Origin of the sequence: Actinoplanes oblitus, from assembly GCF_030252345.1 — a bacterium.
In the GTDB taxonomy this organism is placed as follows: domain Bacteria; phylum Actinomycetota; class Actinomycetes; order Mycobacteriales; family Micromonosporaceae; genus Actinoplanes; species Actinoplanes oblitus.
Genome location: NZ_CP126980.1, coordinates 74,716 through 101,429, shown reverse-complemented (window position 1 = coordinate 101,429; position 26,714 = coordinate 74,716). Strand labels below are relative to the sequence as shown.

Genomic DNA, 26,714 nt, shown 5'->3' with positions numbered 1-26,714 from the left:
GTCGTGCATGCCTCCACCGTCCTGCTCATCGAGATCGGGGCGCTGCTGTTCGGCCTCGGGATGCTGGGCCGCGCGGGCCGCCGGTTCGGGCTGTCGCCGATCCCGCTCTACCTGCTGGCCGGGCTGTTCTTCGGGCGCGGCGGGCTGGTCCCGCTCTCGGCCAGCGAGGACTTCATCGCGATCGGCGCCCAGATCGGGGTGATCCTGCTCCTGGTCATGCTGGGCTTGGAGTACTCGGCCGACGAGCTGGTCGGCAACCTGCGCTCGGCAGCACCGGCGGGTGTCCTCGACATGCTGCTCAACGCGCTGCCCGGGGCACTGTTCGCGGTCCTGCTGGGCTGGGATCTGAAGGCGGCGCTGGTGCTCGCCGGGATCACCTGGGTCTCGTCCTCCGGGGTGATCGCCAAGGTGCTCGGCGACCTGGGCCGGCTCGGCAACCGGGAGACCCCGGTGATCCTCTCGGTGCTGGTCATCGAGGACCTGGCGATGGCGTTCTACCTGCCGATCGCGACGGCGGTGCTGGCCGGGGTGGGCCTGCTGGGCGGGCTCAGTACGCTCGCCGTCGCGGTGGTCACGGTGATCGCGGTGCTGGTGGTGGCGATCCGGTACGGCGGCACGATCAGCCGGTTCATGTCGGTGAAGGACCCGGAGGCGCTGCTGCTCAGCGTTCTCGGGCTGACCCTGTTCGTGGCCGGGGTGGCCGCCGAGCTCAAGGTTTCCGAGGCGGTCGGCGCGTTCCTGGTCGGCATCGCGCTCTCCGGGCCGGTCGCGCACCACGCCACCGAGATGCTGTCGCCGCTGCGGGACCTGTTCGCGGCGGTGTTCTTCGTCTTCTTCGGGCTCTCCACCGACCCGGCCGACATGCCGCCGGTGCTGCTCCCGGCGCTGGGCCTGGCGGTGCTCACCATGCTGACCAAGGTGGCCACCGGGTATCTGGCCGCCCGGCGGGCCGGGATCGCGCTGCCCGGCCGGCTACGGGCCGGGCTGGCGCTCACCCCGCGCGGCGAGTTCTCGGTGGTGATCGCCGGACTCGCGGTCGCCTCCGGGGTGGAGCCGAAGCTCGCGCCGCTCGCCACCGCCTACGTGTTGATCACGGTGGTCTGCGGACCGATGCTGGCCCGGCTCGCCGACTATGCCTGGTTCAGGAACCTGATTCGCCGGCGGATGGCGGCGCGGCGGCCGACGACAAAACCCCTGCCCAGCGCCGAGTGAGCCGGGTAACAGGCGCCCCCGCCGAAAGTTACTGTCCAGTATCTGAATGTGAACTGTTGACACTTCCGTTCACTCGTTGATCGCGCTACCGTTGCGCCGCGACAACTCTGTGTATTGGGACGTTCGACACGCGCGACGGCGGATGTGACCCGGATCGCGCGCGAACGGATGAATGAGGCGGCGGCGTTGAGCGTGCGTGAGGCGACTTTCCTGGGGTTCCAGAACCCCGTCGATCCCAAGCCGGGTGAGATGGAGGCGTGGGCCTATCACCCCGAGTCGGTGCCGCTGAGCACGATGCCACGTGACTGGGATCTGCTGATCTCCGGCGACGTGCTCGGCCCGACGCTGTTCGAGCTGGCCATGGACCGGCAGTGCCCGGCCCGGCGGTTCGCGCAGCACTGCATGTACATCTACGCGGCGGACGGTGTCCGGCAGAATGCGAGCAACCAGCGCAGGCGGCGGCTCAAGAAATGGGTGGAGCGCGCCGAGGAGGTCGGCGACGAGCCGATGCAGATCTGGGCGCACAACACCCGGGTCCTGATGACCCGGCCGGAGCTGTTCGACCACCACGACTGGATGGAGGGCGGCCTGGTGCGCAACCCGCGCCGGCTCGGCCTTTTCAACCGGCGGTAATCAACAGGTAACTACGTGTCGTAACGGCGGCCCCTCATCTGGGGGCCGCCGTTGCTATCTGTCCGCGGGGCGGCGCGGACGCCAGACCACCAGTGCTGTGGAGTGGTTCTCCTGGCGGACCAGGTCACCGCGGCCCGCGTACGGGTTCATCGCCTCCAGCTGGGCGATCCGGGCGTAGGCGTCGGCCAGCTGCTGTTCGAGCTCGGCGACCCGCTGCTGCAGGTCGCCGGCCATCTGCTCGAGGCCGATGATCCGCTTGATGCCGGCCAGGTTGACCCCGTCCTCCTGGCTCAGCCGCTGCACCTCGCGGAGCAGCGCCACGTCTCGTTCGCTGTATCGCCGGCCGCCACCACCGGCACGACCCGGCTGCACCAGGCCGAGCCGGTCGTACTGGCGCAGCGTCTGTGGGTGCATCCCGGCCAGCCGGGCCGCCACGGAGATGATCAGGACCTTCGCGTCGGAGGCCTGTTCGACCGAGACGTGGATCTCCTCATACATGTGCCACCTCCGGAGGGTCTCTAGCCGGTCTTGCGCACGCGCGCTTCGAGCCGTTCCCGCCCCGCGGGCGGGGTGAGTTTCGCGAATTTCTCCAGCGCGTCCCGGGCCTCGCCGGTCACCCCGGACGGGATCTGCACCTCGACCGTGACGATCAGGTCGCCCGCCTGGCCCTCCTTGCGGACCACGCCCTTGCCCCGGGCCCGCAGCTTGCGGCCGCTCGGTGTACCGGCCGGCACTCGCAGCGTCACCGGGTTGTCCAGGGTGGGCACCCGCAGGTCGGTGCCGAGCACGGCCTCGGCCACGCTGATCGGGACGGTCAGCGTGAGGTCGTCGCCGCTGCGCCCGAACAGCTCGTCGGGACGCACCTTGACCTGCACGTACAGGTCACCGGCCGGGCCACCCCGATCGCCCGGCTCGCCCCGGCCGCTGAGCCGGATCCGCTGCCCGTCGGCGACACCGGCCGGGAAGCGCACGTTGATCGTCCGGGTCTTGGTCACGCCGCCGGTGCCACGACACTCCGGGCACTTCTCGTCGACGATGCTGCCCGAGCCCTGACACTCGCGGCACGGCTCGGAGAAGCTGAACGAGCCCTGGTTGCTGGAGACCAGGCCGGTACCGTGGCATTTCGCGCAGGAGCGCGGGATGGTGCCCGGCTTGGCCCCGGAGCCGCGGCAGGTGTCGCAGGCACCCGGGGTGCGCAGGGTCAGCGGCAGCGTGGTGCCCCGCACGGCCTGCGCGAAGTCCAGTGTCACCTCGGTCTCCACGTCGCGACCGCGCTGCGGGCCACGTCGCCCGGCCGGGCTGGCGCCACCGCCGCCGGAGAAGATCGAGCTGAAGATGTCGGAGAACCCGGTGCCGCCGAACCGGCGGTCCGCCCCGCCACCCGCCGCACCGGCCCCGGTGAAACCACCGAACAGGTCGGACGGGTCGAACTGGGCACCGCCACCGGGCCGGCCGGCGCCCCGGCGGAACGCACCGGAGCCGAACAGGGAGCGCATCTCGTCGTACTCTTTGCGCTTCTTGTCGTCGGCCAGCACGTCGTACGCCTCGGACGCGGCCTTGAACTTCTCCTCCGCCTCCTTGTTGTCGGGGTTGCGGTCGGGATGCAGGTCGCGGGCGAGTTTCCGGTACGCCTTCTTGATCTCGTCGGTTGAGGCGGACTTGTTCACGCCGAGAACGGCGTAGAAGTCCTTCTCGAGCCAGTCCTTCGAGCTCAGTTGGTCCACCTCCTCGACTCATGATGGGTGCCGTCCCGCCCGCCGGGGAACCGGCGGGCGGGACAGGAACGGAAACTCACTCGGGATCGGCGACGGCGACCATGGCCGGGCGCAGCAGCCGCTCGCCCAGGGTGTAACCGCGGCGCATCACCTCGACGCAGGTCGGCTCCGTGACGTCAGCGGACGTCTGGTGCGCGACCGCCTCGTGCCGGTTCGGGTCGAAGGGGTCACCCTTCTCGCCGAACGCGACCAGGCCGAGCTTGCCGGTCGCCGCGGTGAGCTGCTCCGCCACCGAGGCGAACGGCCCGACCAGGTCACCGTGCTCACGGGCCCGGTCGATGTCGTCCAGCACCGGCAGCAGCGCGGTGAGCACCGCGCCGGTGGTCTGCTCCGCCGCCGCACCCCGGTCGCGGTCCACCCGCTTGCGGTAGTTGGCGTACTCCGCGGTCACCCGCTGCAGGTCATGGGTCCGCTCGTCGAGCTCGCCGCGCAGCGCGTCCAGCTCGGCGCCCACGCCGGACTTGGTGTCCTCGGCCACCGGAGCCACTTCCTCCTCCTCCGGGGCGCGATGCGCGCCGCCCGGCTTCTTACCCGGCTGCTGCTCGGAAGTCGTCTCGGCCGTCGAGTCGCTCTCGCCCTGGATGACTTCCCGCTCGGTCACCGGACCGTCGTTCTCGTCGTCCTTGACGCTCACTTCTTGTCGTCCTCCACGATCTCGGCGTCGACCACGTCGTCGCCGCCCGCGGCCGGACCGGCACCGGTGGCGCCACCCGGCGCGCCGGCGCCCTCGGGGCCGGCCTGCGGGGCCTCACCCTGCGAGTAGAGCAGCGAACCGGCCTCCTGGGAGACCTGCGAGAGCCGCTCGTGCGCCGACTTGATCTTCTCGATGTCGGTGCCGCCGAGCGCGCCGCGCAGCTCGCCGAGCGCCTCGCTGATCTTGTTCTTGCTGTCCTCGGGGAGCTTGTCGCCGCTCTCCGCCAGGAACTTCTCGGTCTGCCACTGGAGCTGCTCGGCGAGGTTGCGGGCCTCCGCGTCCTCACGCCGCTTCTTGTCGTCCTCGGCGTGCGACTCGGCGTCGCGCATCATCCGCTCGATGTCCTCCTTCGGCAGCGCGGAGCCGCCGGTGATGGTCATCTTCTGCTCCTTGCCCGTGCCCAGGTCCTTGGCGGACACGTGCACGATGCCGTTCGCGTCGATGTCGAAGGAGACCTCGATCTGCGGCACGCCGCGCGGGGCGGGCGCGATGCCGGAGAGCTCGAAGGTACCGAGCTTCTTGTTGTACGCCGCCATCTCGCGCTCACCCTGGTACACCTGGATCAGCACGGAGGGCTGGTTGTCGTCCGCCGTGGTGTAGACCTCGGAGCGGTGCGCCGGGATGGTGGTGTTGCGCTCCACCAGCTTGTGCATGATGCCGCCCTTGGTCTCGATGCCCAGCGACAGCGGGGTGACATCGAGCAGCAGGACGTCCTTGACCTCGCCCTTGAGCACACCGGCCTGCAGCGCCGCGCCGACCGCGACGACCTCGTCCGGGTTCACGCCCTTGTTCGGCTCCTTGCCGGTCAGGCTCTTGACCAGCTCGGTGACGGCGGGCATCCGGGTGGAGCCGCCGACCAGGATGACGTGGTCGATGTCGGAGAGCTTGACGTCGGCGTCCTTGATCGCGGACTCGAACGGGCCCTTGCAGCGGTCCAGCAGGTCCTGCGTCATGCGCTGGAACTCGGCCCGGGACAGCGAGGTGTCCAGGTGCAGCGGGCCGTTCGCCCCGGCGGTGATGTAGGGCAGGTTGATGCTGGTGGTGGTGGCGGCGGAGAGCTCGATCTTGGCCTTCTCCGCGGCCTCGCGCAGCCGCTGCAGCGCCATCTTGTCCTGGGACAGGTCGATGCCGTGCTCGCCGCGGAACGTCTTGACCAGGTGGTCGATGATCCGCTGGTCCCAGTCGTCACCACCGAGGTGGTTGTCACCGGAGGTGGACTTGACCTCGATGACGCCGTCGCCCAGCTCCAGCAGCGAGACGTCGAAGGTGCCGCCACCCAGGTCGAAGACCAGGACGGTCTGCTCCTTGGAGCCCTTGTCCAGGCCGTAGGCCAGCGCCGCCGCGGTCGGCTCGTTCACGATCCGCAGGACGTTGAGGCCGGCGATCTCGCCGGCTTCCTTGGTGGCCTGGCGCTGGGCGTCGTTGAAGTACGCCGGGACGGTGATCACCGCGTCGGTGATCGTCTCGCCCAGGTACGCCTCGGAGTCGCGCTTCAGCTTCATCAGCACCCGCGCGGAGATCTCCTGCGGGGTGTACTTCTTCCCGTCGATGTCGATCGACCAGTTGGTGCCGATCTCCCGCTTGACCGAACGGATGGTCCGGTCCGGGTTGGTGACCGCCTGACGCTTGGCGACCTCGCCGACGAGCACCTCGCCGTTACGGGCGAAGGCGACGATCGACGGCGTCGTCCGCGAGCCCTCCGCGTTGGCGACGACGGTGGGCTCGCCTCCTTCCAGAACGCTGACGCAGGAGTTCGTGGTGCCGAGGTCGATGCCGACCGCACGTGCCATGGTGTTCCTCGCTTCGTTACCGGCTGGTCCGTAAAGGGTTGAGTGGAACCGACTCAATGATGCCACGGGTCCGCTAACCGTCAAATCGAAGTTGAGCCGAAGCGACGCAAGTCCAGGCCGCGCGCCTAATCACCTACATACCTGTCCGGTCACGGCATACCGGTACCCGTTGCCGGGCCTGGGTAGATCGTGCACGCTATTTCCGTGACGACGCACGGAGACGCGGTCGGTCCGTCGGCCCCATCCGCCGTCCCCGCCGCATCAGACAAGAAAGCCCAGGTCAGCCCGGCGCGCGCAGACCTTTCCGATGGTACGGGGAGCGTCCCGGCCCGTCTGGCGAACAAGGAGAACGCCATCACCGCACCGGTCGAACCCCCGGCCGCCGTGGGCAGGCTCGCAACGGCACTGAGCCGGCTGCGGGCGGCGCTCGGCACGGTCTCGTACCCGTTGGCGCTGCCCTCGGCCGAGGAGGCCCAGCGGGTCGGTTCCGCGCTGCTCGCGCAGCTCGACGACTACCTGCTCCCCCGGCTGGCCCGGCTGGACGCGCCGATGCTGGTGGTCGTCGGCGGCTCCACCGGGGCCGGCAAGTCGACGCTGGTCAACAGCCTGGTCCAGGAGCCGGTGACCAGTGCCGGGGTGCTGCGCCCGACCACCCGCTCGCCGGTGCTGGTCGCGCACCCGGAAAATCTCGGCTGGTTCGAGCAGCCGCACCTGCTGCCCGGCCTGATCCGCACGGTGAAGAGCAGCGACGACCCGAATTCGCTGCAGGTCGTCGGCGCCCGGGGCATCGGTCCCGGCCTGGCCCTGCTGGACGCGCCGGACGTCGACTCGGTGGTCGACCGCAACCGCAAACTCGCCGCCCAGCTGCTGGCCGCCGCCGACCTGTGGCTGTTCGTCACCACCGCCGCGCGGTACGCCGACGCGGTGCCCTGGGAGCTGCTCAAGACCGCCCGGCTGCGCGGCACGGTGATCGCCCTGGTGCTCGACCGGGTGCCGCTCGACGCGGCCGCCGAGATCGCCGCCCACCTGGGCGAGATGCTCACCGAGCACGAGTTGGGCAACGCCCCGCTGTTCGTGCTGCCGGAGACCGAGCTGGACGCCCGCGGCATGCTCCCGGCACCGGTGATCCAGCCGATGCGGCAGTGGTTCGCCCAGCTCTCGGCCGATCCGGGGGCCCGCGACACGGTGGTCCGGCAGACCCTCAACGGCGCGCTGGCCGCGCTCGCCCCGGCGGTCGACGGCCTGGCCGAGGCCGCCGAGGACCAGACCAAGACCGCGCAGGCGCTCGACGAGCGGGTCAGCACCGCCTACCAGACGGCCAAGCGCACGGTGCGCGACGGCCTGCAGGACGGCCGGCTGCTCCGCGGCGAGGTGCTGGCCCGCTGGCAGGAGTTCGTCGGCACCGGCGAGTTCGCCCGCAACCTGGAGTCGCGGATCGGGCAGTTGCGCGACCGGTTCGTCGCGGCGGTCACCGGCCGGCCCGGCCCCAGTCGCAGCCTGCAGGTCGCGCTGGAGTCGCAGCTGGTCACGCTGCTGCGCGGGGTGGCGACCGACGCCGCCGAGCAGGCCTACGCCTCGTGGCACGCGCACCCGGCCGGGCAGGCGCTGCTGCAGGACGATCTGAAAGCCGCCTCGGCCGGCCTGGCGCAGCGCGCCGACCGGCTGGTCCGCGACTGGCAGCTGTGGGTGCTGGACCTGGTCCGGCGCGAGGGTGGCGACAGGCGCTCGGTGGCCCGCGGCACCGCGTTCGCGGTGAACGGCGCCGGCCTGGCCGTGATGATCGCGGTGTTCACCGCTACCGCGTTCATCCCGACCGGCCTGGAGGTGGCGGTCGGCGCCGGCACCACCGTCGCCGCGCAGAAGGTGCTCGAGGCGGTCTTCGGCGACCAGGCCATCCGCAGCCTGGCCACCCGGGCCCGCACCGAGTTGATCGCCCAGTTCGACGAGTTGCTGGACACCGAGGCCGCCCGGTTCACCGATCGGACGGCCGCCGTGCGCCGTGAGGCGGAACCCGGCACACTGTTGCGCCAAGCCGCCGCCGAGGTGGAGAGCGCCAGGAAGGACATCGCGTTGACCGGATCGGGGTCATGAGTCTGGTGGAAAAGCTGCGGGATGCCCCGTCCGGGGGCGATCCGGTGGACGCCGAGGGACTGACCCGGCGGCTGGAGGCACTGACCCGTTTTCTCCGGCTGGTCGATCCGTACCTGCCGGACGGCGAGCTGGTCACCGCGCACACCATTGTGGAGCGCGCCAGCGGTCGGCTCACGCTGTCGCTGGACCACACCGTGGTGGCCCTGGCCGGCAGCACCGGCAGCGGCAAGTCCAGCCTGTTCAACGCTCTGGCCCGGTTCAAGCTGTCGCCGGTCGGGGTGCGCCGGCCGACCACCGGCACCGCGCACGCGGTGGTCTGGGGTCCGCTGGAGCCGGCCAACCGGCTGCTCGACTGGATCGGCGTGCTGCCCCGGCAGCGGTTCGTCCGGGAGAGCGCGCTGGACGGCGACGACGAGGCGTCGCTGCGCGGCCTGGTCCTGCTCGACCTGCCCGACTTCGACTCGGTGGAACGCGCGCACCAGTTGGAGGTGGACCGGCTGCTCGGGCTGGTCGACCAGATCGTCTGGGTGGTCGACCCGCAGAAGTACGGCGACCGGATCCTGCACCGCGCCTACCTCTCCCAGTTCGCCACCCACGCCGGCGTGACCATCGTGGTGCTGAACCAGGCCGACCGGCTCAGCACCGCGGACACCGACGCGGTCCTCACCGACCTGCGCCGGCTGCTCGACGAGGACGGGCTGACCGGCGCGCCGGTGCTGGCCACCTCGGCGAAACAGCCGGGCATGCTGGCCGAGCTGCGCGAGGCGCTGGAAATCACGGTCGCCGAGCGCCGGGCCGCACTGCGCCGGCTCGCCGCCGACCTGGACGCGGCCGGCGAGGAGCTGGCCGAGATGATGGGTCCGCCGGCCGCCGAGGACGAGGTGGACCGGACGACCATCCGGCAGCTGACCGACGCGCTCGCGGCCTCGGCTGGGGTGCCCGCGGTGGCCGACGCCGCCGGCGCCTCCTACCGGCACCGGGCCGCCGCGGCGACCGGCTGGCCGCTGGTCCGCGGGCTGCGCCGGCTCCGCCCCGATCCGCTGCGCAAGCTGCACCTGGGCGAGCCGGTCAAGACCGACGCGGTGTCGACCGACGTCGTGCCCCGGACCTCGCTGCCCGCCGCCGACGCGGCGCAGAAGTCGGCTGTCGGCCTGTCGGTCCGCGCGGTCGCCGCGCGAGCCGCCGCGCCGCTGCCGGAGGTGTGGGCGCCGGCCCTGACCACAGCGGCCCGGTCGAAAGCCGCCGATCTGCCGGACGCGCTGGACCGGGCGATCGCCACGACGGACCTGGGCACCGACCGCAGGCCGCTCTGGTGGCGGGTGACCGGGATCCTGCAGTGGCTGCTGCTCGCCGCCGCCCTGGCCGGCCTGGTCTGGCTGGTGGCGGGCTACGCGATGAGCGCGCTCGGGCTGCCCGATCTCGGCGAGCCGGAGGTGGGCACGGTGCCGCTGCCGACCGTGCTGCTGCTCGGCGGGCTGTTCGCCGGCCTGCTGCTCTGGTTGCTGCTCAAGCCGCTGGTCGAGGCGGGCGGGCGACGCGCCCGGCGACGCGCCGAACAGCGATTGCGCGCCTCGGTCACCGATGTCGGTCGGGGATACGTGGTGGCGCCGGTCCGGGAGGTGCTCAACGCGTACGCTCAAGCGCGCGAAGCGCTCGGTGTGGTGCGTTCGGAGTAGTCCTTCCGCATGCCGCGAGCGGTAGGCTCGCGGCATGCCGGCACCCCAGAGCGTGTATGAGGCGGTGCTGCACGCGGCCCGCGACGTCACCGGGCTGAGCAGCGCACTGGACGCCGAGATGCTCGGCACCGCGCTGCTCGGCAGTGTCTACGCGGTGGCCGAGGGCGACCGGGCGGCTGCCGTCCGCGAGTTCGTCGGTGAGTTCCTGGCCGCGACCGGGCAGCGGCCGGAGCCGGCCGCCACGATCATCCGCGAGGTCTTCGCCGCGCTGGTGCCCGATGCCGGCGGCGCCGGCCAGGTCGGGCACGACCCGCACGGTCCGTCGTGGACCGGGCAGTTGGGGCGGGTCCGGGCCACCGGTTGCCATGCCTACGGCGATGTGTACGGCGACCAGACCTCCTACCTGGTGACCTTCGCGTACGAGGAGGCCGCCGAGGGCGGGCCGGAACATGCCGTGGTGGCGCTGGTCGATCACAACATCGGCATCGTCAAGGACGTGTTCGTGGCCGGCTCGGCCGAGCGGATCCTGGCCCAGGTCCGGTCGCTCTGCGAGCACGACGAGCTCACCTGGTTCCGGGACGAGGACCCGGGCCTGCTGCGCGACGAGGTGGAGCGGCACCTGCGGGTCACCGACGATCTCAGTGAGCTGCCGGCCGACGGGTCGCTGGCCACCGACCGGGCCCTGGCCGGCGCCCGGCTGGCGCTGCTGCCCGCGCCGACCACCCCGCCCCTCACCGAGCCGCCCGGGCGCAACGTGCCCGAGCTGCTCCGCGACTTCTTGGCCTCGCCGGAGGCGGCTCGCGCCGGGCTGGCCGCACCGGACGCCGACCAGCCGTCCCTGCAGTTCTGCCTCGGCCTGCTGGTCGACCACGCGGCCACCCTGCCCGGCGGTGATCCGCTGCGCTGGAGCCCGGCGGTGGCCGGCCTCTTCCTGCTGGACTGGGTGCACCGCCGGGCGGTCCTGGACATGGACGACGCCGCGATGCTGCCCCGGGTCGTCCGGGCCTGGTCGGAGTACGCGACCTGGCGCCGCGGCCTGCCACCGGCAGCGATCGCGGAAACCGCCGCCGAGGTGGACAAGCTGGTGCCCGAGTTCGTCCGGCTCTACTCCACCGGCGAGCGGCGCAGCCCGGCCACCGCCGCGGTGGCCCAGCTGATCGCCGAGGGTGTCGACCCCAACGATGCGGACGCTATCGACGCCTGGCTGCAGGCCAACCGCGACCGCCTCACCGACGACTGACCGCGGGGCCGCCGCCTGGGTCAGCGGTGGTTCAGGTAGTGCTCCTCCACGGGGTCGGCGTGGTGCCGGCCCACCCGGGAGCTGCGCTGGCGGGCCGGGGTGTTCTCGTCGTGGCGGGTGTGCTCGGCACGATGGTGGCCCCGGTACGGACGGTTGGTGATCCGGTTCTCGTCCGAGCGCGGCTGGGTCATCGAGCGGCGGACGTTGCGGCTGTCGCCGTAGCTGTGGGTGAGGTTCCGGGCGGCGTTGACGTGCGGACGCTCGGTCACTGCTGACCTCCGGCTGGGACGGGACCGGCTGCGTCGCCGGTCGATGACTGTGGAACGGAGAACGGCCTCACACTCGTGAGGCGCGGAGCCGTCCCGGTCACCGGACGGATCCACACGCCACGAGTCGTAAGCAGAATTGGCATCATCTGAAGAATCAGCGCTGTCCGAAGAGGACCGCTCGTCGTCGGCGTCCTCGTCACTCCCGGCGCCCGACGCGTCCGGTGAGTCCGATGAGTCCGACGAGCCGGCGGCATCGGGATCGTCGGTGGAGTCCGGCGAGACGGCGGGGTCAGCTACTTCGGGGACCTCGGGGATCTCCGGGAACTCCGGTGAGTCCCAGAGGCCGGCGGGCGCGCGCCGGGCCAGCGGGCTGTCCCAGTCCTCCGGCGGCACCACGGGCAGTCCGGGCACCGTCGGGAACGCCGTGACCGCCGGGGACGGCTCCGCACCGGCGTCGCCAGTCTGATGATCCACATCGGAGGACGGTGCCGGTGGCACCCCGTGGCCCGGCGACACGCCCGGCGGCGTCGTCGTACTGGAAAGTGATGGTGACCGCTTCGGATCGGCGTGCCGGGAATGGTTCCCCGGGGTTGGCGAGGGCCGGACCGGGCCGGTCGCCGGTGGCGGCAGGAACGGCGCGTCCATCGCACCGGTCCGCTTGTTCCGGGTGATCTCGCTGGTGCCGGCGGTGATCACGGCGAGGGTCGGTATCGAGGCGAGGCCGACCAGCAGGGCGACCATGAGGATGTATCGCCGGGTCGGCCCGGACAGGCCGTGGTCCTCGCGATATACACCGTCGAGCCGTTTCCGGAGCACCTTCAGGGGCGGCTCGTAGCCGTCGTCGTCGGGCAGGTGCGGCACTCCGGTGTCCTCCGAACCAAAAGATCATCCTGGATCCGTCTCGGTCAAGGTGTGAACGAGGCATCGGCTGATCGGCAGCGGCGGACTCGGGCTATTCGTACGGTAGTGAGGTCGCAAAGTCGGTTATATCGGACAAATACCCTTAACGATACGTCAGCAGAAAATCTCTATTCGTGATCCACGCACTATGTAACGCCCCTCACTCCCTCTGTCAGGATGGTGGCGACGGCACCGCCGCCGTCGCCTTCCGCCGACCAGCGGGGCAACGGCGGGCCGTCCCGGAGGGGCGCAGTCCCGGCCGGAACGTCGCGCGGCAGCCTCACCCGGCACATGCGCGGCGGCCAGTGGTTCCGCCGCGTGGCCGGGCGACACCCGCCGCGGGCGCAGAGGAGATACAGGGAGACACGGATGGCGAAAGGCGAACGCAAAGCCGGGGCGGTGCCCCCCTCGGGAGGCGGCACCGACGCGCCGGCAGGCGGCTTCGTCCAATTGCTCACGCCCGACGGCGAGCACCTGGGCAGCGTCACCACGGCGGACGGAACCACGTACTCGGTCGACTTCACCGACGAGGAGTACCGCGGGCTCTACCGCGACCTGGTGACGGTGCGCCGGCTCGATGCCGAGGCGACCGCCCTGCAGCGGCAGGGTGAGCTGGGGCTCTGGGCGAGCCTGCTGGGCCAGGAGGCGGCGCAGGTCGGTTCCGGCCGGGCGCTGCGCCCGCAGGACATGGCTTTCCCCACCTACCGCGAGCACGGCGTGCTGTACTGCCGCGGGATCGACCCGATCATGCCGTTCGGCCTGTTCCGCGGCGTCGATCAGGGCGGGTGGGACGCGAACGAGCACAAGTTCAACAGCTACACCATCGTGATCGGCTCGCAGACGCTGCACGCGACCGGCTACGCCATGGGTGTCACCATGGACGGCAAGACCGGCAGCCCGGACGGCGAGGCGGTGATCGCCTACTTCGGCGACGGCGCGACCAGCCAGGGCGAGGTCAACGAGTCGTTCGTCTGGTCCGGGGTGTTCAACGCCCCGATCGTCTTCTTCTGCCAGAACAACCAGTACGCGATCTCCGAACCGCTGGAGCGGCAGACCCGCATCCCGCTGTACAACCGCGCGGCCGGCTACGGCTTCCCGGGCATCCGGATCGACGGCAACGACGTGCTGGCCAGCTACGCGGTGACCCGCGCCGCGCTGGACAACGCGCGCAACGGCCAGGGTCCGACGCTGATCGAGGCGTACACGTACCGGATGGGCGCGCACACCAGCTCGGACGACCCGACCCGCTACCGGATCGCCTCCGAGGTCGAGTCGTGGAAGGCGAAGGACCCGATCGCCCGGGTCAAGGCCTTCCTGACCAAGCAGAAGCTGGCCGGCGACGACTTCTTCGCCGAGGTCGACGAGGGCGCCAAGCAACTCGCCCTGAGCCTGCGCGAGCGGGTGCTGGCGATGCCCGATCCGCAGCCGGTCACGATGTTCGACCACGTCTATCCCAACGGATCACCGGAACTCGACGAGCAACGCCAGGCGTTCACCGAGTACCACGCGTCGTTCGAGGGGAGTGGGCACTGATGGCCGAGAAGATCACCCTGGGCAAGGCCCTCAACCACGGCCTGCGCCGCGCCCTGGAGAACGACCCGAAGGTCGTCATCATGGGCGAGGACGTCGGCAAGCTGGGCGGCGTCTTCCGGATCACCGACGGCCTGCAGAAGGACTTCGGCGAGGACCGGGTCATCGACACCCCGCTGGCCGAGGCCGGCATCGTCGGCACCGCGGTCGGCCTGGCCATCCGCGGGTACCGGCCGGTCTGCGAGATCCAGTTCGACGGGTTCGTCTTCCCGGCGTACAACCAGATCGTCGCCCAGGTGGCGAAGATGTTCTACCGCTCCAAGGGCAAGGTCCGGGTGCCGATGGTGATCCGGATCCCGTTCGGCGGCGGCATCGGCGCGGTCGAGCACCACTCCGAGTCGCCCGAGGCGTACTTCGCGCACACCCCCGGGCTCAAGGTCGTGACCTGCTCCAACCCGGCCGACGCGTACACGATGATCCAGCAGGCGATCGCGTCCGACGACCCGGTGGTGTTCTTCGAGCCGAAGCGCCGGTACTGGGAGAAGGGCGACGTCGACCTGGACGCGCCGCTGAGCGGCGCCTACCCGCTGCACGCGGCGCGGGTGGCCCGGCCCGGGTCCGATGCGACACTTCTGGCGTACGGCCCGATGGTGCGTGTCGCCCTGGATGCCGCGGCGGCTGCCGCCGAGGACGGGCGTGACCTGGAGGTCATCGACCTGCGCACGCTCTCCCCGGTCGACTTCCCGACGATCTTCGAGTCGGTGAAGCGGACCGGCCGCGCGGTCGTGGTGCACGAGGCACCGGGCAACCTGGGGATGGGCGCCGAGCTGGCCGCGAAGATCACCGAGGAGTGCTTCTACTCGCTGGAGGCACCGGTGCTCCGGGTCACCGGATACGACATCCCGTATCCGGCGGCGCGCTCCGAGGAGGAGTACCTGCCGGATCTGGACCGTCTGCTGGACGCCGTCGACCGCTCGTTCGGCTGGTGACGCCGATGTCGCGGATCAAGGAGTTCAACCTGCCCGACCTGGGCGAGGGCCTGACCGAGGGCGAGATCCTCGCCTGGCTGGTCAAGGTCGGCGACACGATCGAGCTGAACCAGCCGATCGTCGAGGTGGAGACGGCGAAGGCGGCCGTCGAGATCCCGGCGAAATGGGCCGGCGTGGTCACCAAGATCTTCCACGAGGCCGGTGTCACGGTGGAGGTCGGCCAGCCGATCATCTCGATCGACACCGACCCGGGAGCCGGCTCGCTGCCGGAGCCGTCCGCCGAGTCGCTGGCCGCTGTCGAGATCGCGCCCAGCGAGGGAGCCGTGGAGCCCGGGATGATCGGCAGTCCGGCACCCGCGGCGCCCGGCGTCGGGCGTACGCCGGTGCTGGTCGGCTACGGCGTCCGGGAGGCGAGCGCGAAACGGCGTCCCCGGGTGACCGCCCCGTCAGCCGCCCCGGTGGCCGCCGCCCCTGCCGTTGCCACGGCTCCCGCACCGACCGTCCCCCCGGCGGCACCGGTCCGGAGTGGTCCGGTGCTGGCCAAGCCGCCGGTCCGGAAACTCGCCCGCGATCTGGGCGTCGACCTCGCGACGATCGCGGGGACCGGGCCGCTGGGGTCGGTGACGCGGGACGACGTACACAAAGCCGCCGAAGGCGCCGCGAAACCGGCGGCGAAGGCCGCTGCCGCACCCGTCGCGGTCTTCGACGCGTCCCGTGAGCAGCGCATCCCGGTCAAGGGCGTGCGGAAACTGACGGCCGAGAACATGGTGGCCTCGGCGTTCACCGCGCCGCACGTCACCGAGTTCCTCACCGTCGACGTCACCCGGACGATGAAGGCTCTGGACAAGCTGAAGGCCCGGCCGGAGTTCGCCGAGCTGCGGATCTCCCCGCTGCTGATGGTGGCGAAAGCGGTGCTGCTCGCGGTCAAGCGGCACCCGATGGTCAACTCGTCGTGGTCCGCCGCGACGAACGAGATCGTGGTCAAGGAGTACGTGAACCTCGGGATCGCCGCGGCGACCGAGCGCGGACTGATCGTGCCGAACGTCAAGGACGCCGGGCGGCTCAGCCTGGTGGAGCTGGCCGAGGCGCTGAACACGCTGGTCCGGACGGCGAAATCGGGCAAGACGCCGCCGGCCGACATGGCGCACGGCACACTCTCGATCACCAACGTGGGCGTCTTCGGCGTCGACACCGGTACCCCGATCCTGCCGCCGGGCGAGTCGGTGATCCTCGCGTTCGGTGCGATCCGGCCCACCCCGTGGGTGCACAAGGGCAAGATCAAGGTGCGCCAGGTCACCACCCTCGGGCTCTCCTTCGACCACCGGATCATCGATGGCGAGCTGGGCTCGAAGTTCCTCCGGGACATCGGCGTCTTCCTCACCGACCCGGAAGCAGCGATCCTGGCCTGGACCTGAGGACTTTCGGCCCATCAGCCGAATGACCTTTGATTGTTAGGCAGATGACCGGGATCACCATCTAAATAGTTGGCACGATCAACCGCTGAGGCGGACACTTGAGGCACACCTGAGACGTGCGCCGAGGGTGTCCGCCACCAGCGGGCCCGGCGGTGGCACGTCGCGAGACCGGCCACCACTACCGGGGAAAAGAGCACCAGCAGTGAACATGATCGATCGCCTCCGCCAGCGTCGTGAGTTCAACCGCCAGAACCGCGCCATCGACCGCGCCTGGCAGGTCGCGCCCAGCCGGGCCATGCGCGACGAGATCAACCTGTTCGCCCAGCGCCGTCAGCCGCTGTAGGCAGAGCGCCCACCATTCGGCCCGCCCGCATCACCCGGGCGGGCTGTTTCGTATCGGCAACCGTGCCGGCACCCCGCGTGGCATTCCCTCAGTGGCGTACACCGGGATTTTCTCCGCCGGGCTGGCCCGGTACGGTGGGGCACTGGTCCCCAAACCGGCACGGCCGGTCGGGGCGGGCGACCGGGGCTCCGACGGCGACCTCGCCGGTGCGCCCCAGCACGGCCAGGCCTGAAAAGCTGGCACGGCTCCCGGCGGCAGGTCGCCGAGGGGGTCGCGTCCGTGCAAAGCTGGCACGGCCGCATCGATGAGGAGGCGCGTATGACGTCCGAGGGGCACTACGCCGGGCAGCCGGCCGAGGCCGCGTCGGGCGGACCCGATCCGGACGGTCAGCGAGTGTCGGGCCGGGCATCGGCATCGGTGCCTCCGGCCGAGGGCGTTCCCACGTCGTACGGGCCGCCGCCGCAGGCCACGCCGGGTGGCGGATCACCGTTCGTGGTGCCGGCTGTCGCCACTTTCGGGTCGGGATCGAACCCGACCGGGACTCCGTACGGGTCGGCGCGCGTGCCGCAGCCCGAGGAGCCGGCTTCGCCGTATGGGTCGGTCTCGCCCGGGACGGCTTCGCCGTACGGGCCGAATTCGGGGTATGGACAGCAGCCTGGTGAGAGCGCGCCGCCGTCGGCCTGGGCGCCGCCGGCCCCCGCTGAGCCGGGGCCGCCGCCCGCTGAGTCGCCTTTCGGGCCGGCTGGCTTCACGCCGCCCGGGCGTGCATCCGCGGCTGTTCCGCAGCCGTCCGGATCCGCTTCCTACCCGCCGCCGCAGCAGCCTGGTTCCGCCGCTTTCCCGCCGCCGCAGCAGCCTGGATCCGGCTCCTTCGCGCCGCCGCAGCCCGGCTCCGGCCCCTTCGCGCCGCAGCAGCCCGGTTCCGGCTCCTTCCCGCCGCCGCAGGCCGCGCCGGAGGCGCCCGCTTTCCCGCCGCCGACCAGCAGCAGCGGGCTGCCGACCCGGACTCCGGGTGCCTCGGCCGCCGCGGCCGACCAGTCGACCTTCTCCGCCTTCGGCGATCAGAAGGCGCGTGTCCCCGGCGCCACCCTTACCGATCTTCCGGACGGTCCCGGGCCCTCCGGCCTGACCGGCCCGGCTGAGAACAGCTGGCTCGGTGGCGCCGCCCGCCCGGCCGACGAGGCCCCCAGCGGGCCGCCGTCCACCACGTTCCCGACCCGACAGGGCGACAGCGGCGGATTCCCGCTGCGGGCGCCGGCCGGGCCGGGCGCGATCGAGGAGCCGAGCGGGGCCACGCCCGGCCTGGACCTGCCGATCCGCAGCTCGGCGGGATATCCGGCACCCGCTTCCGGGAGTGCCGCGCCCTCCCCGTTCGGTGCCGCGTCCCCGTCTTCCGGCGACGCCGCCGGTTCGGAGCAGTCGCAGGCCGACTCATCGGGCTTCCCGCAGCGGGTGCCCGGGGCCGCACTCGGCACCGGTGGTGCGCTGCCGCCGACCGCGCCCACCTCGGGTTCGGTCCCACCGCCGGCCCAGTCACCCTTCGCGCCCGGCGGTCCTGCCGCGCCTGACTTCCCGCCGCCGACGAGCTCCTCGTTCCCGCCCGCCGGGCCGGAGTTCCCGCCGCCGACGAGCTCCTCCTTCCCGCCCGCCGGGTCCGAGTTCCCGCCGCCGACGAGCTCCTCCTTCCCGCCCGCCGGGCCGGAGTTCCCGCCGCCGACCGGACCCGCCTTCCCTGGTCAGGCCCCCGGTTCCGCCTTCCCGGGCCAGGCGCCGGCCGGATCCGCGTTCCCCGGGCAGGCACCGGCCGGATCGGCCTCGGTTCCGATGGGACCGGCCTCGGTGTCGCCGGCCGGCTCCGCGTCAGTGCCGGTCTCCGGCTCGGTCCCGCAGCCGCGCGACGCCGCAGCGGCCCACCCGGCCAGCGGCTCGGCCCGTCCGGTCACCGCGAGCGTCTCGGTACCCGGACGGGTGACACCGCCCGCCGACGGCGGCGAGATCCCGCCGCCCACCGCCGCGCCGCAGGCCCGGGTCTATGGACGTCCCGCGCCCGCCGCGGACGAGACCCCGGAGCAACCGGAGACGCCGGAGTCCCCGGCGTTCCCGCCGACCGGTGAGAACCCGCCGTTCCCCGGCGCCCGCCCGCCGGCCCCGGAGAGCGCCGACGACCGCGGCTTCCCGCCGCCCACCTCTCGCTCGGAGGGCTTCGGCTCCTTCCCGCCGCCGCAGCGCGCCGAGGAGAATTCCGGCGGCTTCGGCGCGTCCCCGCAGCGCCATGAGGAGAACCCGGCCGGCTTCGGCGCGTTCCCCCAGCGCAACGAGGAAAACTCGGGCGGCTTCGGCGCGTTCCCCCAGCGCCATGAGGAGAACCCAGCCGGCTTCGGCGCGTTCCCGCAACGCAACGAGGAGAACACCGGCGGCTTCGGCGGGTTCCCGCAGCGCGCCGACGAGAACCCGGCCGGCTTCGGCTCACTCCCGCAACGCAACGAGGAGAACACCGGCGGCTTCGGCGGCTTCGCGCCGCCGCAGCGCGGTGAGGAGTCGCGTGGCGCCGAGGCGTTCGGCGAGGCTCCCGGACCGGCGCCGCAGTCCCCGGCCCGGGCCACCGCCCGCGTCTCCCCGCCGGAGCCGGGCGCGCCGATGAGCCCGTCCAGCCCGACGTCGGGCAGCGCCCGGGTGGCGCCGCCGGACGGCGCGAACCCGTTCGGCCCGCCCGGATCGCCCGCGATCCCCGGCAACGGTCCGTCGTTCCCGCCGCCCGCGCAGTCGTTCCCCCCGCCGGCACAGGGTTTCCCGCCGCCGGCGCAGGGGTTCGGGGCCGAGGAGCCGACCTTCCCGCCGCCGTCGTCGTCGTTCCCCAGCGGTCCGGCCACGTCGAACCCGTTCGGCGCCCCGGCCGCCCCCGGCAACGACCACTTCAACGAGCACACCACTGACGTCTCCGGCCGGGGCAACTCGCCGTTCGTCCCGGCTCCGGCCCTGCCGCCGATGCCGGGCACCGACCCGTTCGGCAACACGTCGCCGATGCCCGCGCACGGCTCGGACCCGTTCGGCAGCGCGCCGCCGATGCCCGCACAGGGTTCCGATCCGTTCGGCGCCGACCCGTTCGGTGCCAACCAGGCCACGGTGACGCCGCCCAGCCCGGAGGACACCACGAGCTGGCCCGGACCGGCCGATCAGGGCAAGTTCGACCAGTTCAAGGCCGAGGAGCCGCCCGCGCCGGCGAAACCGAAGGTGAAGACCGGCCCGGTGGCGATGTTCGTGGTGCTCGGCGCGGCCCTGCTGCTGGCCGTGGTGTTCGGCCTGACCTGGCTGATCTCCTCGGGCGGCGACGACAGCGACTTCAAGCTGGGCCAGGGCGACTGCGTGAAGAACGGCGACAAGGTGGTCAAGGTGGCCTGCACCGAGCAGGGCGCCTACCAGGTCACCCAGATCGCCGACTCGAAGGCCCAGTGCGCCGACAAGGCGCAGCCGGTGATCGTGGCCGGCAAGAAGGTCTACTGCCTGGGCAAGCCGACCGCCAACTGAGCAGTCGCGCGGACCAGCCCGCAAGCTGGTCCGCGCGCTGAGGCACCATGGTCGAATGACTTCTCGCGTGCGTGCGCCCGAACTCAAGGGTCGCGGCTGGCTCAACACCGGTGGGAAGGCCCTCACCCTGGCCGACCTTCGGGGCAAGATCCTCCTGCTGGACTTCTGGACGTTCTGCTGCATCAACTGCCTGCATGTCCTGGATGAGCTGCGCCCGCTGGAGGAGAAGTACGGCGACGCCCTCGTGGTGATCGGCGTGCACTCCCCGAAATTCGAGCACGAGCGCGACCCGCGGGCCCTGGCCGCCGCGGTGGAGCGGTATGGCGTTCATCACCCGGTCGTCGACGACGGCGACATGCACATCTGGCAGCAGTACGCCGCGAAGGCCTGGCCCACCCTGGCCGTCGTCGACCCGACCGGTTACCTGGTCGCCTCGATGGCCGGTGAGGGTCACGCCGAGGGCCTGTCCCGGCTGATCGACGAGCTGGTCGCCAAGCACGAGGCGGACGGCACCCTGCACCGCGGCGACGGGCCGTACGTCCCGCCGCCCGCCGCCGCCGGTCTGCTGCACTTCCCCGGCAAGGCGATCGAGCTGCCCGGCGGCAACCTGCTGGTCTCCGACTCGGCCCGGCACTCGGTCGTCGAGCTGTCCCCGGACGCCGAGACCCTGATCCGCCGTTTCGGCGGCACTCGCAACGAGCCGTTCAGCGAGCCGCAAGGCCTGCTCCTGCTGCCGCCCGAGGCCGGCGGCATCGCCGGTTACGACGTGGTCATCGCCGACACTGTCAACCACCAGCTGCGCGGCCTGAACCTGAGCACCGGGGAGATCACCCTGGTCGCCGGCTCCGGCCGGCCATGGCGTTCCACCGTGGATGATCACCCGCACGACGCCCTCGCCGCCGACCTCTCCTCGCCGTGGGACCTGGCCTGGTTCGACGACAAGGTCATCATCGCCATGGCCGGTATTCACCAGCTGTGGTGGTTCGACCCGATCCAGCGCACCGTCGGGGTGTACGCCGGCACCACCGTCGAGGCGCTGCGCGACGGCCCGATCCCGGACGTCTGGATGGCCCAGCCGAGCGGCCTCGCCGTTCAGGGTGATCGGCTCTGGATCGCCGACAGCGAGACCTCCGCGCTGCGCTACGTCGAGGCCGGCGTGCTGCACACCGCGGTCGGTCAAGGCCTGTTCGATTTCGGTCACGTGGACGGTCCGGCCGACCAGGCCCTGCTGCAGCACCCGCTCGGCGTCGCCGGCCTGCCGGACGGCTCGGTGCTGATCGCGGACACCTACAACGGCGCGGTCCGGCGCTTCGATCCGGCGTCGGGCCAGGTCTCCACGGTGGACTCCAGCGTGGCCGAGCCGAGCGACATCCTGGTCACCTCCTCGGGCGAGGTGCTGGTCGTCGAGTCGGCCGCGCACCGGCTGACCCGGCTCGCCCCGGGCGTGGTCCAGACGGTCGCCGGTGAGCGGCACAAGACCGAGCGCCCGCCGTCGCACCTGGCCGCCGGCGAGGTCACCCTCGATGTGATCTTCACTCCGGCACCCGGCCAGAAACTGGACAGCCAGTTCGGCTCGCCGGTACGGCTGACCGTCTCCGCCTCGCCGGCCGAGCTGCTGCTCGACGGCGAGGGCACCACCACCGAGCTGTCCCGCCGGTTGGTGCTCAACCCCGCCGTACCGAAAGGGGTCTTGCAGGTTGTCGCGCAAGCCGCGACGTGTGACGTCGACGCCGAGTTCGGCGCCTGTCACCTGACCAGGCAGGACTGGGGTGTGCCGATCGTGATCGACCCGGCCGGGCCGGACCGGCTGCCGCTGATCCTGCGCGGCATGGACCAGCAGGCCTGAGCCGGCCTCAGGCGAACGCGCCGACCGTCGACCGCCGCGCCAGCCCGGTCCGGACCGCACGGGCCAGTTCCACAGCGCCAGGTGTGTCCCCGTGCACGCAGATCGACCGCACCGGGCAGGCGATGACCGAGCCGTCGACGGCGACCACCTCGCCGTCGACGGCCATCCGGGCGGCCCGCTCCACCACCGCGGCCGGATCGTGCACCAGCGCGTCCGGCCGCGAGCGCGGCACCAGCCGGCCGTCCGGCAGGTATCCGCGGTCGGCGAACCCCTCGCCGACGGCCGTCAGCCCGGCCGCCTCGGCCTGCCGGTGCAGCACCGATCCGGGCTGGCAGAGCACCGGCAGCGCACTGTCGTAGGCGAGGATCGCGGCGACCACCGCGTCCGCCTGCCCCTGGTCGATCGCAGCGGTGTTGTAGAGCGCGCCGTGCGGTTTGACGTAGCGCACCCGGTCGCCGGCCGCCCGGCAGAACGCCTCCAGCGCGCCGATCTGATAGAGCACGTCGTCGCGCAGCTCGCCGAACGCGTAGTCGATCCGGCGGCGCCCGAACCCGGCCAGATCCCGGTAACCGACCTGGGCGCCGACGGCCACGCCCCGCTCGGCCGCGGCCCGGCAGACCCGGTGCATCGTCGACGGGTCGCCGGCGTGGAAGCCGCAGGCCACGTTCGCCGAGGTCACGATGTCGAGCAGGGCCTCGTCGTCGCCCAGCCGCCAGGCGCCGAAGCCTTCGCCGAGGTCCGCGTTGAGATCAATCGAGCCCATGGCACCTCACCGTAGTCGCCGGCGGGTTGACCGGTGGCGCCCAGCACCGCGATTCTTGGTGAACCGTATCCGGCATCACTACCCGCTGGTAACCTACGGTGTCGTAACCTGGATCGCGTGACGACCTCAGCCCCGTTCCGGATGAAGCCGACCGATCTCGGCAAGCCGCGACTACGCGGCCGGTTGCATCAATACGCCTTCTTCGTCGCCGTCGTCTGCGGCGTCGTGCTCTGCTCGATCGCGCTCACCCGGCCGGGCATCGCCCCGTTCGTCAGCTGCCTGATCTACAGCATCACGGTCTGCGGCCTCTTCGGCACCAGCGCGCTCTACCACCGCCGGGTCTGGAGCGAGCGCGGCTACCAGATCATGCGCCGGATGGATCACTCGATGATCTTCATCTTCATCGCCGGCACCTACACCCCGTTCTGCGTCTCGCTGCTCGACACCAACACCGCCGAGTGGATGCTGGGGCTGGTCTGGGGTGGCGCCGTCGGCGGCGTGGCGCTCAAGGTGATCTGGCCGCACCTGCCCCGGTGGGCCGGCGCGCCGCTCTACGTCGCGCTGGGCTGGGTGGCTGTCGCGATCGTCCCCGACGTGCTGCGTGTCGGTGGCGTGACCTGCCTGGTCCTGATGCTGGTCGGTGGCGCGATCTACACGATCGGCGCGGTCTTCTACGCCCTGCGCCGACCCAACCCGTGGCCGACCGTTTTCGGTCACCATGAGTTCTTCCACGCCTGCACCCTGGTCGCCGCGATCTGCCACCACATCGCGATCTACTTCGCGCTCTACGCGTAGGTCCGCTACGAGAAACGGCCCGGCGCTGCCGGGCCGTTCGTCGCGATTCGCGTACGCGCTCAGCGGTACGCGGGCGGCGGAGGCGGCGGGACGTCGTCCTGCCGGACCTCGCGGTACTCGCTGCTGTAGGTGGAGCCGGCCACCGGCGCGCCGCCGGTCGTCCGGGTCACCACGGTGCGCCGGCGGCTGTTCCAGAACCACAGCGTGGTGACCAGCCCGACCAGCCCGGCCGCCATCAGGATCCAGCCGATCACGCTGATGTCCAGGCCGCTGATGTCCGCGTTGACGGCGAACGCCAGGATCGCCCCCAGAGCGAGCAGGAAGATGCTTGCGCCGATGCCCATCGGGCCCTCCTCGGTTGGTGCCGTTTGTTTTGACCGCGCTGAATACGTCGATCGAGGCATACCCGTACGCGTGAGTTCCCAATCAGGCAAGCTGGTCCAATGACCTTGCGGACGCTGATCCTGCTACGCCACGCCAAAGCGGAGACTCCCGGCGAACTGCCTGATTTCGACCGAGGCCTCACCGAGCGGGGTATGTCCGACGCGGACGCGGCCGGCGCCTGGCTGGTCGACGAACGGCTGCACCCCGACCTGGTGATCTGCTCGCCGGCCAAGCGCACCCGGCAGACCTGGCAGGCCGCGTCCATGGCGCTGGCCCAGGGCGACCACGCGCACGGGGCGCCCGAGGTGCACTACGCGGACCAGCTCTACTACGGCGGCCGGACCGAGGTCTTCGACCTGCTCCACGCGGTTCCGGAGACGGTCCGCACGATCCTGCTGGTCGGGCACAATCCGACGGTGTCCGAAGTGTCCGCCCTGCTGATCCCGGACGACCAGTGGGACGGCCTCGCGGTCGAGCTGAAGACGTCCGGCCTCGCCGTGCACACCGCCGAGACCCCGTGGTCCGAGGCTCAGCCGAAGGGGATGCGCCTGTCCCGCCGGCACACCGCCCGAGGGTGAGTTCTCAACGGCGCCAGGTACGGACCGTGGAGTAGGTGACCTTCGCGACGGGGTCCCACGTGAACGGCGACGGGGGCGTATCCGCGTACCGTCAAGATCGGGGAACGACGAAGGCCGGCGGACGCCCTTGTCCGCCGGCCTACGTCTTTTTCAGGAGAGTGGGAAAAGCTCTAGATCAGAACACGTCCTCGGACAGGTCCATCAGGTCCAGGTTGGTGTTCTCGATGATGCGGCGGTCGGAACCGATCCGCGGCAGGATCTCCCGGGCGAAGAAGCGGGCCGCCGCGATCTTGCCGGTGTAGAAGTTCTTGTCGGCCTCGGAGACCTCGCCGTTCAGCGCGTTCAGCGCCACCTCGGCCTGGCGCAGCAGCAGCCAAGCGAGGATCACGTCGCCGAGGGCGAGCAGGATCCGGCGCGAGGTCAGACCGATCTTGTACAGCTCGCGGGACTCGCCGCCCTGCACCGCGGCCAGCCAGCCCATCGTGACGCCGAGGATCTGCTGCATCTCGCCGAGCGCCTTGCCCAGCGCCTGCCGCTCGTCCTTGAGCTGGCCGTTGCCGGCCTCGCTCTCCACGAAGCCCTGGATCTCGGCGGCCACCGTGCCCAGCGCCCGGCCGCTGTCCCGGACGATCTTGCGGAAGATCAGGTCCAGGCTCTGGATCGCGGTGGTGCCCTCGTACAGGGTGTCGATCTTCGCGTCCCGGACGTACTGCTCCAGCGGGTAGTCCTGGAGGAAGCCGGAGCCACCGAAGGTCTGCAGCGACTCGTGGCCGAGCAGTTCGTACGCCCGCTCCGAGCCGACGCCCTTGACCAGCGGCAGCAGGAAGTCGTTCACCTTGCTCGCGATCTTGGCGGCCTTCTCGTCGCCGGCGGCCTCCGCGATGGCGACCTTGTCCTGCCAGCTCGCCGTGTAGATCACCAGGGCGCGCAGGGCCTCGGAGTACGACTTCTGCAGCATCAGCGAGCGGCGTACGTCCGGGTGGTGGGTGATGGTCACCCGCGGGGCGGCCTTGTCACCGTTGGAGACCAGGTCGGCGCCCTGGACGCGGTTCTTCGCGTACTCCAGCGCGTTCAGGTAACCGGTGGAGAGGGTGGCGATCGCCTTCGTGCCGACCATCATCCGGGCGTACTCGATGATCATGAACATCTGACGGATGCCGTCGTGCTTGTCGCCCAGCAGCCAGCCCTTGGCCGGGGTGCCGTGCTCGCCGAAGGTCATCTCGCAGGTGTTGGAGACCTTGAGGCCCATCTTGTGCTCGACGTTGGTGGCGTAGACGCCGTTGCGCTCGCCCAGCTCGCCGGTCTGCGGGTCGAAGTGGTACTTCGGCACGATGAACAGCGACAGGCCCTTGGTGCCCGGGCCGCCGGCGCCCTCGACGCCCACCGGACGCGCCAGCACGTAGTGGATGATGTTGTCGGTCAGGTCGTGCTCACCCGAGGTGATGAACCGCTTCACGCCCTCGATGTGCCACGAGCCGTCCGGCTGCGGGATCGCCCGGGTGCGGCCGGCGCCGACGTCCGAACCGGCGTCCGGCTCGGTCAGCACCATCGTCGAGCCCCACTGCTTCTCGACGAAGAGCTTCGCCCACTCCTTCTGCTCCGGGGTGCCCTCGGTGTGCGCCACGTGGGCGAAGGAGGGGCCGGACGCGTACATCCAGATCGGGGCGTTGGAGCCCAGGATCTGCTCGGCGATCGCCCACCACAGGGTGCGCGGGGCGAAGGTGCCGCCCAGCGCGCTGGGCAGGTCGAGCCGCCAGAACTCGGAGGCCATGAAGGTCTCGTACGACTTCTTGAACGACTCGGGCAGCGGCGCCGTGTGCGTCGCCGGGTCGAACACCGGCGGGTTGCGGTCCGCGTCGGTGTAGCTGGCCGCGAGGTCCTCGCGAGCCAGCCGGTTCACCTCGGCGAGCACGTCACGCGCGGTCTCCGCGTCGATCTCGTCGAACGGCGCCTGCCCGAACGCCTTGTCCGCTCCGAAGACCTCGAACAGGTTGAACTGGAGGTCCCGAAGGTTGCTCTGGTAGTGAGTCATGGTGTCTGGCCCGCTCTCCGAACGCGAGTTACCCGTCAGTAACTAGCACTGTATTACTGATCGGTAGGAACCGACAACCCGGGTAAGGTTTCGCGTCGAACTCACCTGCCCGAGGACGTTGTCCGTCGGATCGAGGGCCAAACGTCTCCGATCAGGTGGTCAGCAGTACAGCCGTTCGGCCATTTGCCTACTTCGACGAGGGATCCACGTATCGCGCCCCGATGAGGCTCGTTG

General features: G+C 71.3%; 21 protein-coding genes. 13 read left to right on the top strand and 8 right to left on the bottom strand.

The features are described 5' to 3' along the window. The first annotated feature begins 3 nt into the window (after positions 1-3). Both Actob_RS00455 and Actob_RS00450 read left to right on the top strand, forming a co-directional pair. On the top strand, positions 4-1,212 hold the full coding sequence (locus Actob_RS00455; protein ID WP_284917924.1) for a cation:proton antiporter: 1,209 nt from the start codon (positions 4-6) through the stop codon (positions 1,210-1,212). Positions 1,213-1,398: 186 nt separating this feature from the next. Further along, positions 1,399-1,845: a hypothetical protein gene (locus Actob_RS00450; RefSeq protein ID WP_284917923.1), complete on the top strand. Its 447-nt coding sequence runs from the start codon at positions 1,399-1,401 to the stop codon at positions 1,843-1,845. A 54-nt stretch (positions 1,846-1,899) separates the two neighbouring features. On the opposite strand, the gene Actob_RS00445 is transcribed toward Actob_RS00450, so the two are convergent. The 4 genes from Actob_RS00445 to dnaK form a co-directional block, all read right to left on the bottom strand. Then, on the bottom strand, positions 1,900-2,343 hold the full coding sequence (locus Actob_RS00445) for a heat shock protein transcriptional repressor HspR (RefSeq protein ID WP_284917922.1): 444 nt from the start codon (positions 2,341-2,343) through the stop codon (positions 1,900-1,902). Positions 2,344-2,363: 20 nt separating this feature from the next. Then, the gene (dnaJ, locus tag Actob_RS00440; protein ID WP_284922546.1) at positions 2,364-3,560 is read right to left on the bottom strand and encodes a molecular chaperone DnaJ; all 1,197 of its coding nucleotides are present in this window, start codon (positions 3,558-3,560) and stop codon (positions 2,364-2,366) included. A 76-nt stretch (positions 3,561-3,636) separates the two neighbouring features. Further along, entirely contained in the window at positions 3,637-4,254 is a 618-nt protein-coding gene (gene grpE / locus Actob_RS00435) for a nucleotide exchange factor GrpE (RefSeq protein WP_284917921.1), read from the bottom strand. Next, a complete protein-coding gene (dnaK, locus tag Actob_RS00430; protein WP_284917920.1) occupies positions 4,251-6,104 on the bottom strand; it encodes a molecular chaperone DnaK in 1,854 nt (617 codons plus the stop codon). The genes grpE and dnaK overlap by 4 nt, the downstream gene beginning before the upstream one ends. A gap of 384 nt (positions 6,105-6,488) precedes the next feature. Between dnaK and Actob_RS00425 the strand changes: the two genes are divergently transcribed. The 3 genes from Actob_RS00425 to Actob_RS00415 are packed head-to-tail and all read left to right on the top strand — an operon-like array spanning position 6,489 to position 11,111. Then, positions 6,489-8,195, top strand: coding sequence for a GTPase family protein (locus tag Actob_RS00425; protein ID WP_284917919.1), 1,707 nt, complete (start codon positions 6,489-6,491; stop codon positions 8,193-8,195). Further along, a complete protein-coding gene (locus Actob_RS00420; protein ID WP_284917918.1) occupies positions 8,192-9,871 on the top strand; it encodes a GTPase in 1,680 nt (559 codons plus the stop codon). The genes Actob_RS00425 and Actob_RS00420 overlap by 4 nt, the downstream gene beginning before the upstream one ends. 34 nt (positions 9,872-9,905) lie before the next feature. Continuing rightward, positions 9,906-11,111, top strand: a complete 1,206-nt coding sequence (locus Actob_RS00415) for a hypothetical protein (protein WP_284917916.1) — start codon at positions 9,906-9,908, stop codon at positions 11,109-11,111. Positions 11,112-11,131: 20 nt separating this feature from the next. Here Actob_RS00415 and Actob_RS00410 read toward each other — a convergent pair whose 3' ends face one another. After that, entirely contained in the window at positions 11,132-12,241 is a 1,110-nt protein-coding gene (locus Actob_RS00410; protein WP_284917915.1) for a hypothetical protein, read from the bottom strand. Between the two features lie 408 nt (positions 12,242-12,649). Between Actob_RS00410 and pdhA the strand changes: the two genes are divergently transcribed. The 6 genes from pdhA (at position 12,650) to Actob_RS00380 (ending at position 21,928) form a co-directional block, all read left to right on the top strand. Beyond that, on the top strand, positions 12,650-13,813 hold the full coding sequence (gene pdhA / locus Actob_RS00405; RefSeq protein WP_284917914.1) for a pyruvate dehydrogenase (acetyl-transferring) E1 component subunit alpha: 1,164 nt from the start codon (positions 12,650-12,652) through the stop codon (positions 13,811-13,813). Further along, positions 13,813-14,799, top strand: coding sequence for an alpha-ketoacid dehydrogenase subunit beta (locus Actob_RS00400; RefSeq protein ID WP_407653529.1), 987 nt, complete (start codon positions 13,813-13,815; stop codon positions 14,797-14,799). The genes pdhA and Actob_RS00400 overlap by 1 nt, the downstream gene beginning before the upstream one ends. 5 nt (positions 14,800-14,804) lie before the next feature. Then, on the top strand, positions 14,805-16,214 hold the full coding sequence (locus Actob_RS00395; RefSeq protein WP_284917912.1) for a dihydrolipoamide acetyltransferase family protein: 1,410 nt from the start codon (positions 14,805-14,807) through the stop codon (positions 16,212-16,214). Between the two features lie 208 nt (positions 16,215-16,422). Then, a complete protein-coding gene (locus Actob_RS00390) occupies positions 16,423-16,557 on the top strand; it encodes a hypothetical protein (protein WP_284917911.1) in 135 nt (44 codons plus the stop codon). A 318-nt stretch (positions 16,558-16,875) separates the two neighbouring features. Beyond that, positions 16,876-20,082 carry a hypothetical protein gene (locus Actob_RS00385; protein ID WP_284917910.1) on the top strand — a complete coding sequence of 1,069 codons (3,207 nt, stop codon included), beginning with the start codon at positions 16,876-16,878 and terminating at the stop codon, positions 20,080-20,082. A 55-nt stretch (positions 20,083-20,137) separates the two neighbouring features. Then, complete coding sequence (locus Actob_RS00380; RefSeq protein WP_284917908.1) at positions 20,138-21,928, top strand: NHL domain-containing thioredoxin family protein; 1,791 nt, start codon at positions 20,138-20,140, stop codon at positions 21,926-21,928. A 7-nt stretch (positions 21,929-21,935) separates the two neighbouring features. On the opposite strand, the gene Actob_RS00375 is transcribed toward Actob_RS00380, so the two are convergent. Beyond that, entirely contained in the window at positions 21,936-22,682 is a 747-nt protein-coding gene (locus Actob_RS00375) for a LamB/YcsF family protein (protein WP_284922544.1), read from the bottom strand. 126 nt (positions 22,683-22,808) lie between these two features. On the opposite strand from Actob_RS00375, the gene trhA reads away from it, so the two are divergent. After that, on the top strand, positions 22,809-23,486 hold the full coding sequence (gene trhA, locus Actob_RS00370) for a PAQR family membrane homeostasis protein TrhA (protein ID WP_284917907.1): 678 nt from the start codon (positions 22,809-22,811) through the stop codon (positions 23,484-23,486). A 59-nt stretch (positions 23,487-23,545) separates the two neighbouring features. Here trhA and Actob_RS00365 read toward each other — a convergent pair whose 3' ends face one another. Further along, positions 23,546-23,830, bottom strand: coding sequence for a DUF6458 family protein (locus Actob_RS00365; RefSeq protein ID WP_284917906.1), 285 nt, complete (start codon positions 23,828-23,830; stop codon positions 23,546-23,548). Between the two features lie 99 nt (positions 23,831-23,929). Between Actob_RS00365 and Actob_RS00360 the strand changes: the two genes are divergently transcribed. Next, a complete protein-coding gene (locus tag Actob_RS00360) occupies positions 23,930-24,448 on the top strand; it encodes a SixA phosphatase family protein (RefSeq protein WP_284917905.1) in 519 nt (172 codons plus the stop codon). 175 nt (positions 24,449-24,623) lie between these two features. On the opposite strand, the gene Actob_RS00355 is transcribed toward Actob_RS00360, so the two are convergent. After that, the gene (locus Actob_RS00355) at positions 24,624-26,480 is read right to left on the bottom strand and encodes an acyl-CoA dehydrogenase (RefSeq protein WP_284917904.1); all 1,857 of its coding nucleotides are present in this window, start codon (positions 26,478-26,480) and stop codon (positions 24,624-24,626) included. Between the last annotated feature and the right edge of the window lie 234 nt (positions 26,481-26,714).

What these genes read in the sequence shown, in the direction of transcription:
- Actob_RS00395 (WP_284917912.1), top strand. Translation starts at nt 14,805, where the DNA reads ATGTCGCGGATCAAGGAGTTCAACCTGCCCGACCTGGGCGAGGGCCTG.
- Actob_RS00385 (WP_284917910.1), top strand. Translation starts at nt 16,876, where the DNA reads ATGACGTCCGAGGGGCACTACGCCGGGCAGCCGGCCGAGGCCGCGTCG.
- Actob_RS00415 (WP_284917916.1), top strand. Translation starts at nt 9,906, where the DNA reads ATGCCGGCACCCCAGAGCGTGTATGAGGCGGTGCTGCACGCGGCCCGC.
- Actob_RS00420 (WP_284917918.1), top strand. Translation starts at nt 8,192, where the DNA reads ATGAGTCTGGTGGAAAAGCTGCGGGATGCCCCGTCCGGGGGCGATCCG.
- Actob_RS00360 (WP_284917905.1), top strand. Translation starts at nt 23,930, where the DNA reads ATGACCTTGCGGACGCTGATCCTGCTACGCCACGCCAAAGCGGAGACT.
- Actob_RS00400 (WP_407653529.1), top strand. Translation starts at nt 13,813, where the DNA reads ATGGCCGAGAAGATCACCCTGGGCAAGGCCCTCAACCACGGCCTGCGC.
- Actob_RS00445 (WP_284917922.1), bottom strand. Translation starts at nt 2,343, where the DNA reads ATGTATGAGGAGATCCACGTCTCGGTCGAACAGGCCTCCGACGCGAAG.
- dnaK (WP_284917920.1), bottom strand. Translation starts at nt 6,104, where the DNA reads ATGGCACGTGCGGTCGGCATCGACCTCGGCACCACGAACTCCTGCGTC.
- Actob_RS00365 (WP_284917906.1), bottom strand. Translation starts at nt 23,830, where the DNA reads ATGGGCATCGGCGCAAGCATCTTCCTGCTCGCTCTGGGGGCGATCCTG.
- Actob_RS00355 (WP_284917904.1), bottom strand. Translation starts at nt 26,480, where the DNA reads ATGACTCACTACCAGAGCAACCTTCGGGACCTCCAGTTCAACCTGTTC.
- Actob_RS00390 (WP_284917911.1), top strand. Translation starts at nt 16,423, where the DNA reads ATGATCGATCGCCTCCGCCAGCGTCGTGAGTTCAACCGCCAGAACCGC.
- Actob_RS00380 (WP_284917908.1), top strand. Translation starts at nt 20,138, where the DNA reads ATGACTTCTCGCGTGCGTGCGCCCGAACTCAAGGGTCGCGGCTGGCTC.
- pdhA (WP_284917914.1), top strand. Translation starts at nt 12,650, where the DNA reads ATGGCGAAAGGCGAACGCAAAGCCGGGGCGGTGCCCCCCTCGGGAGGC.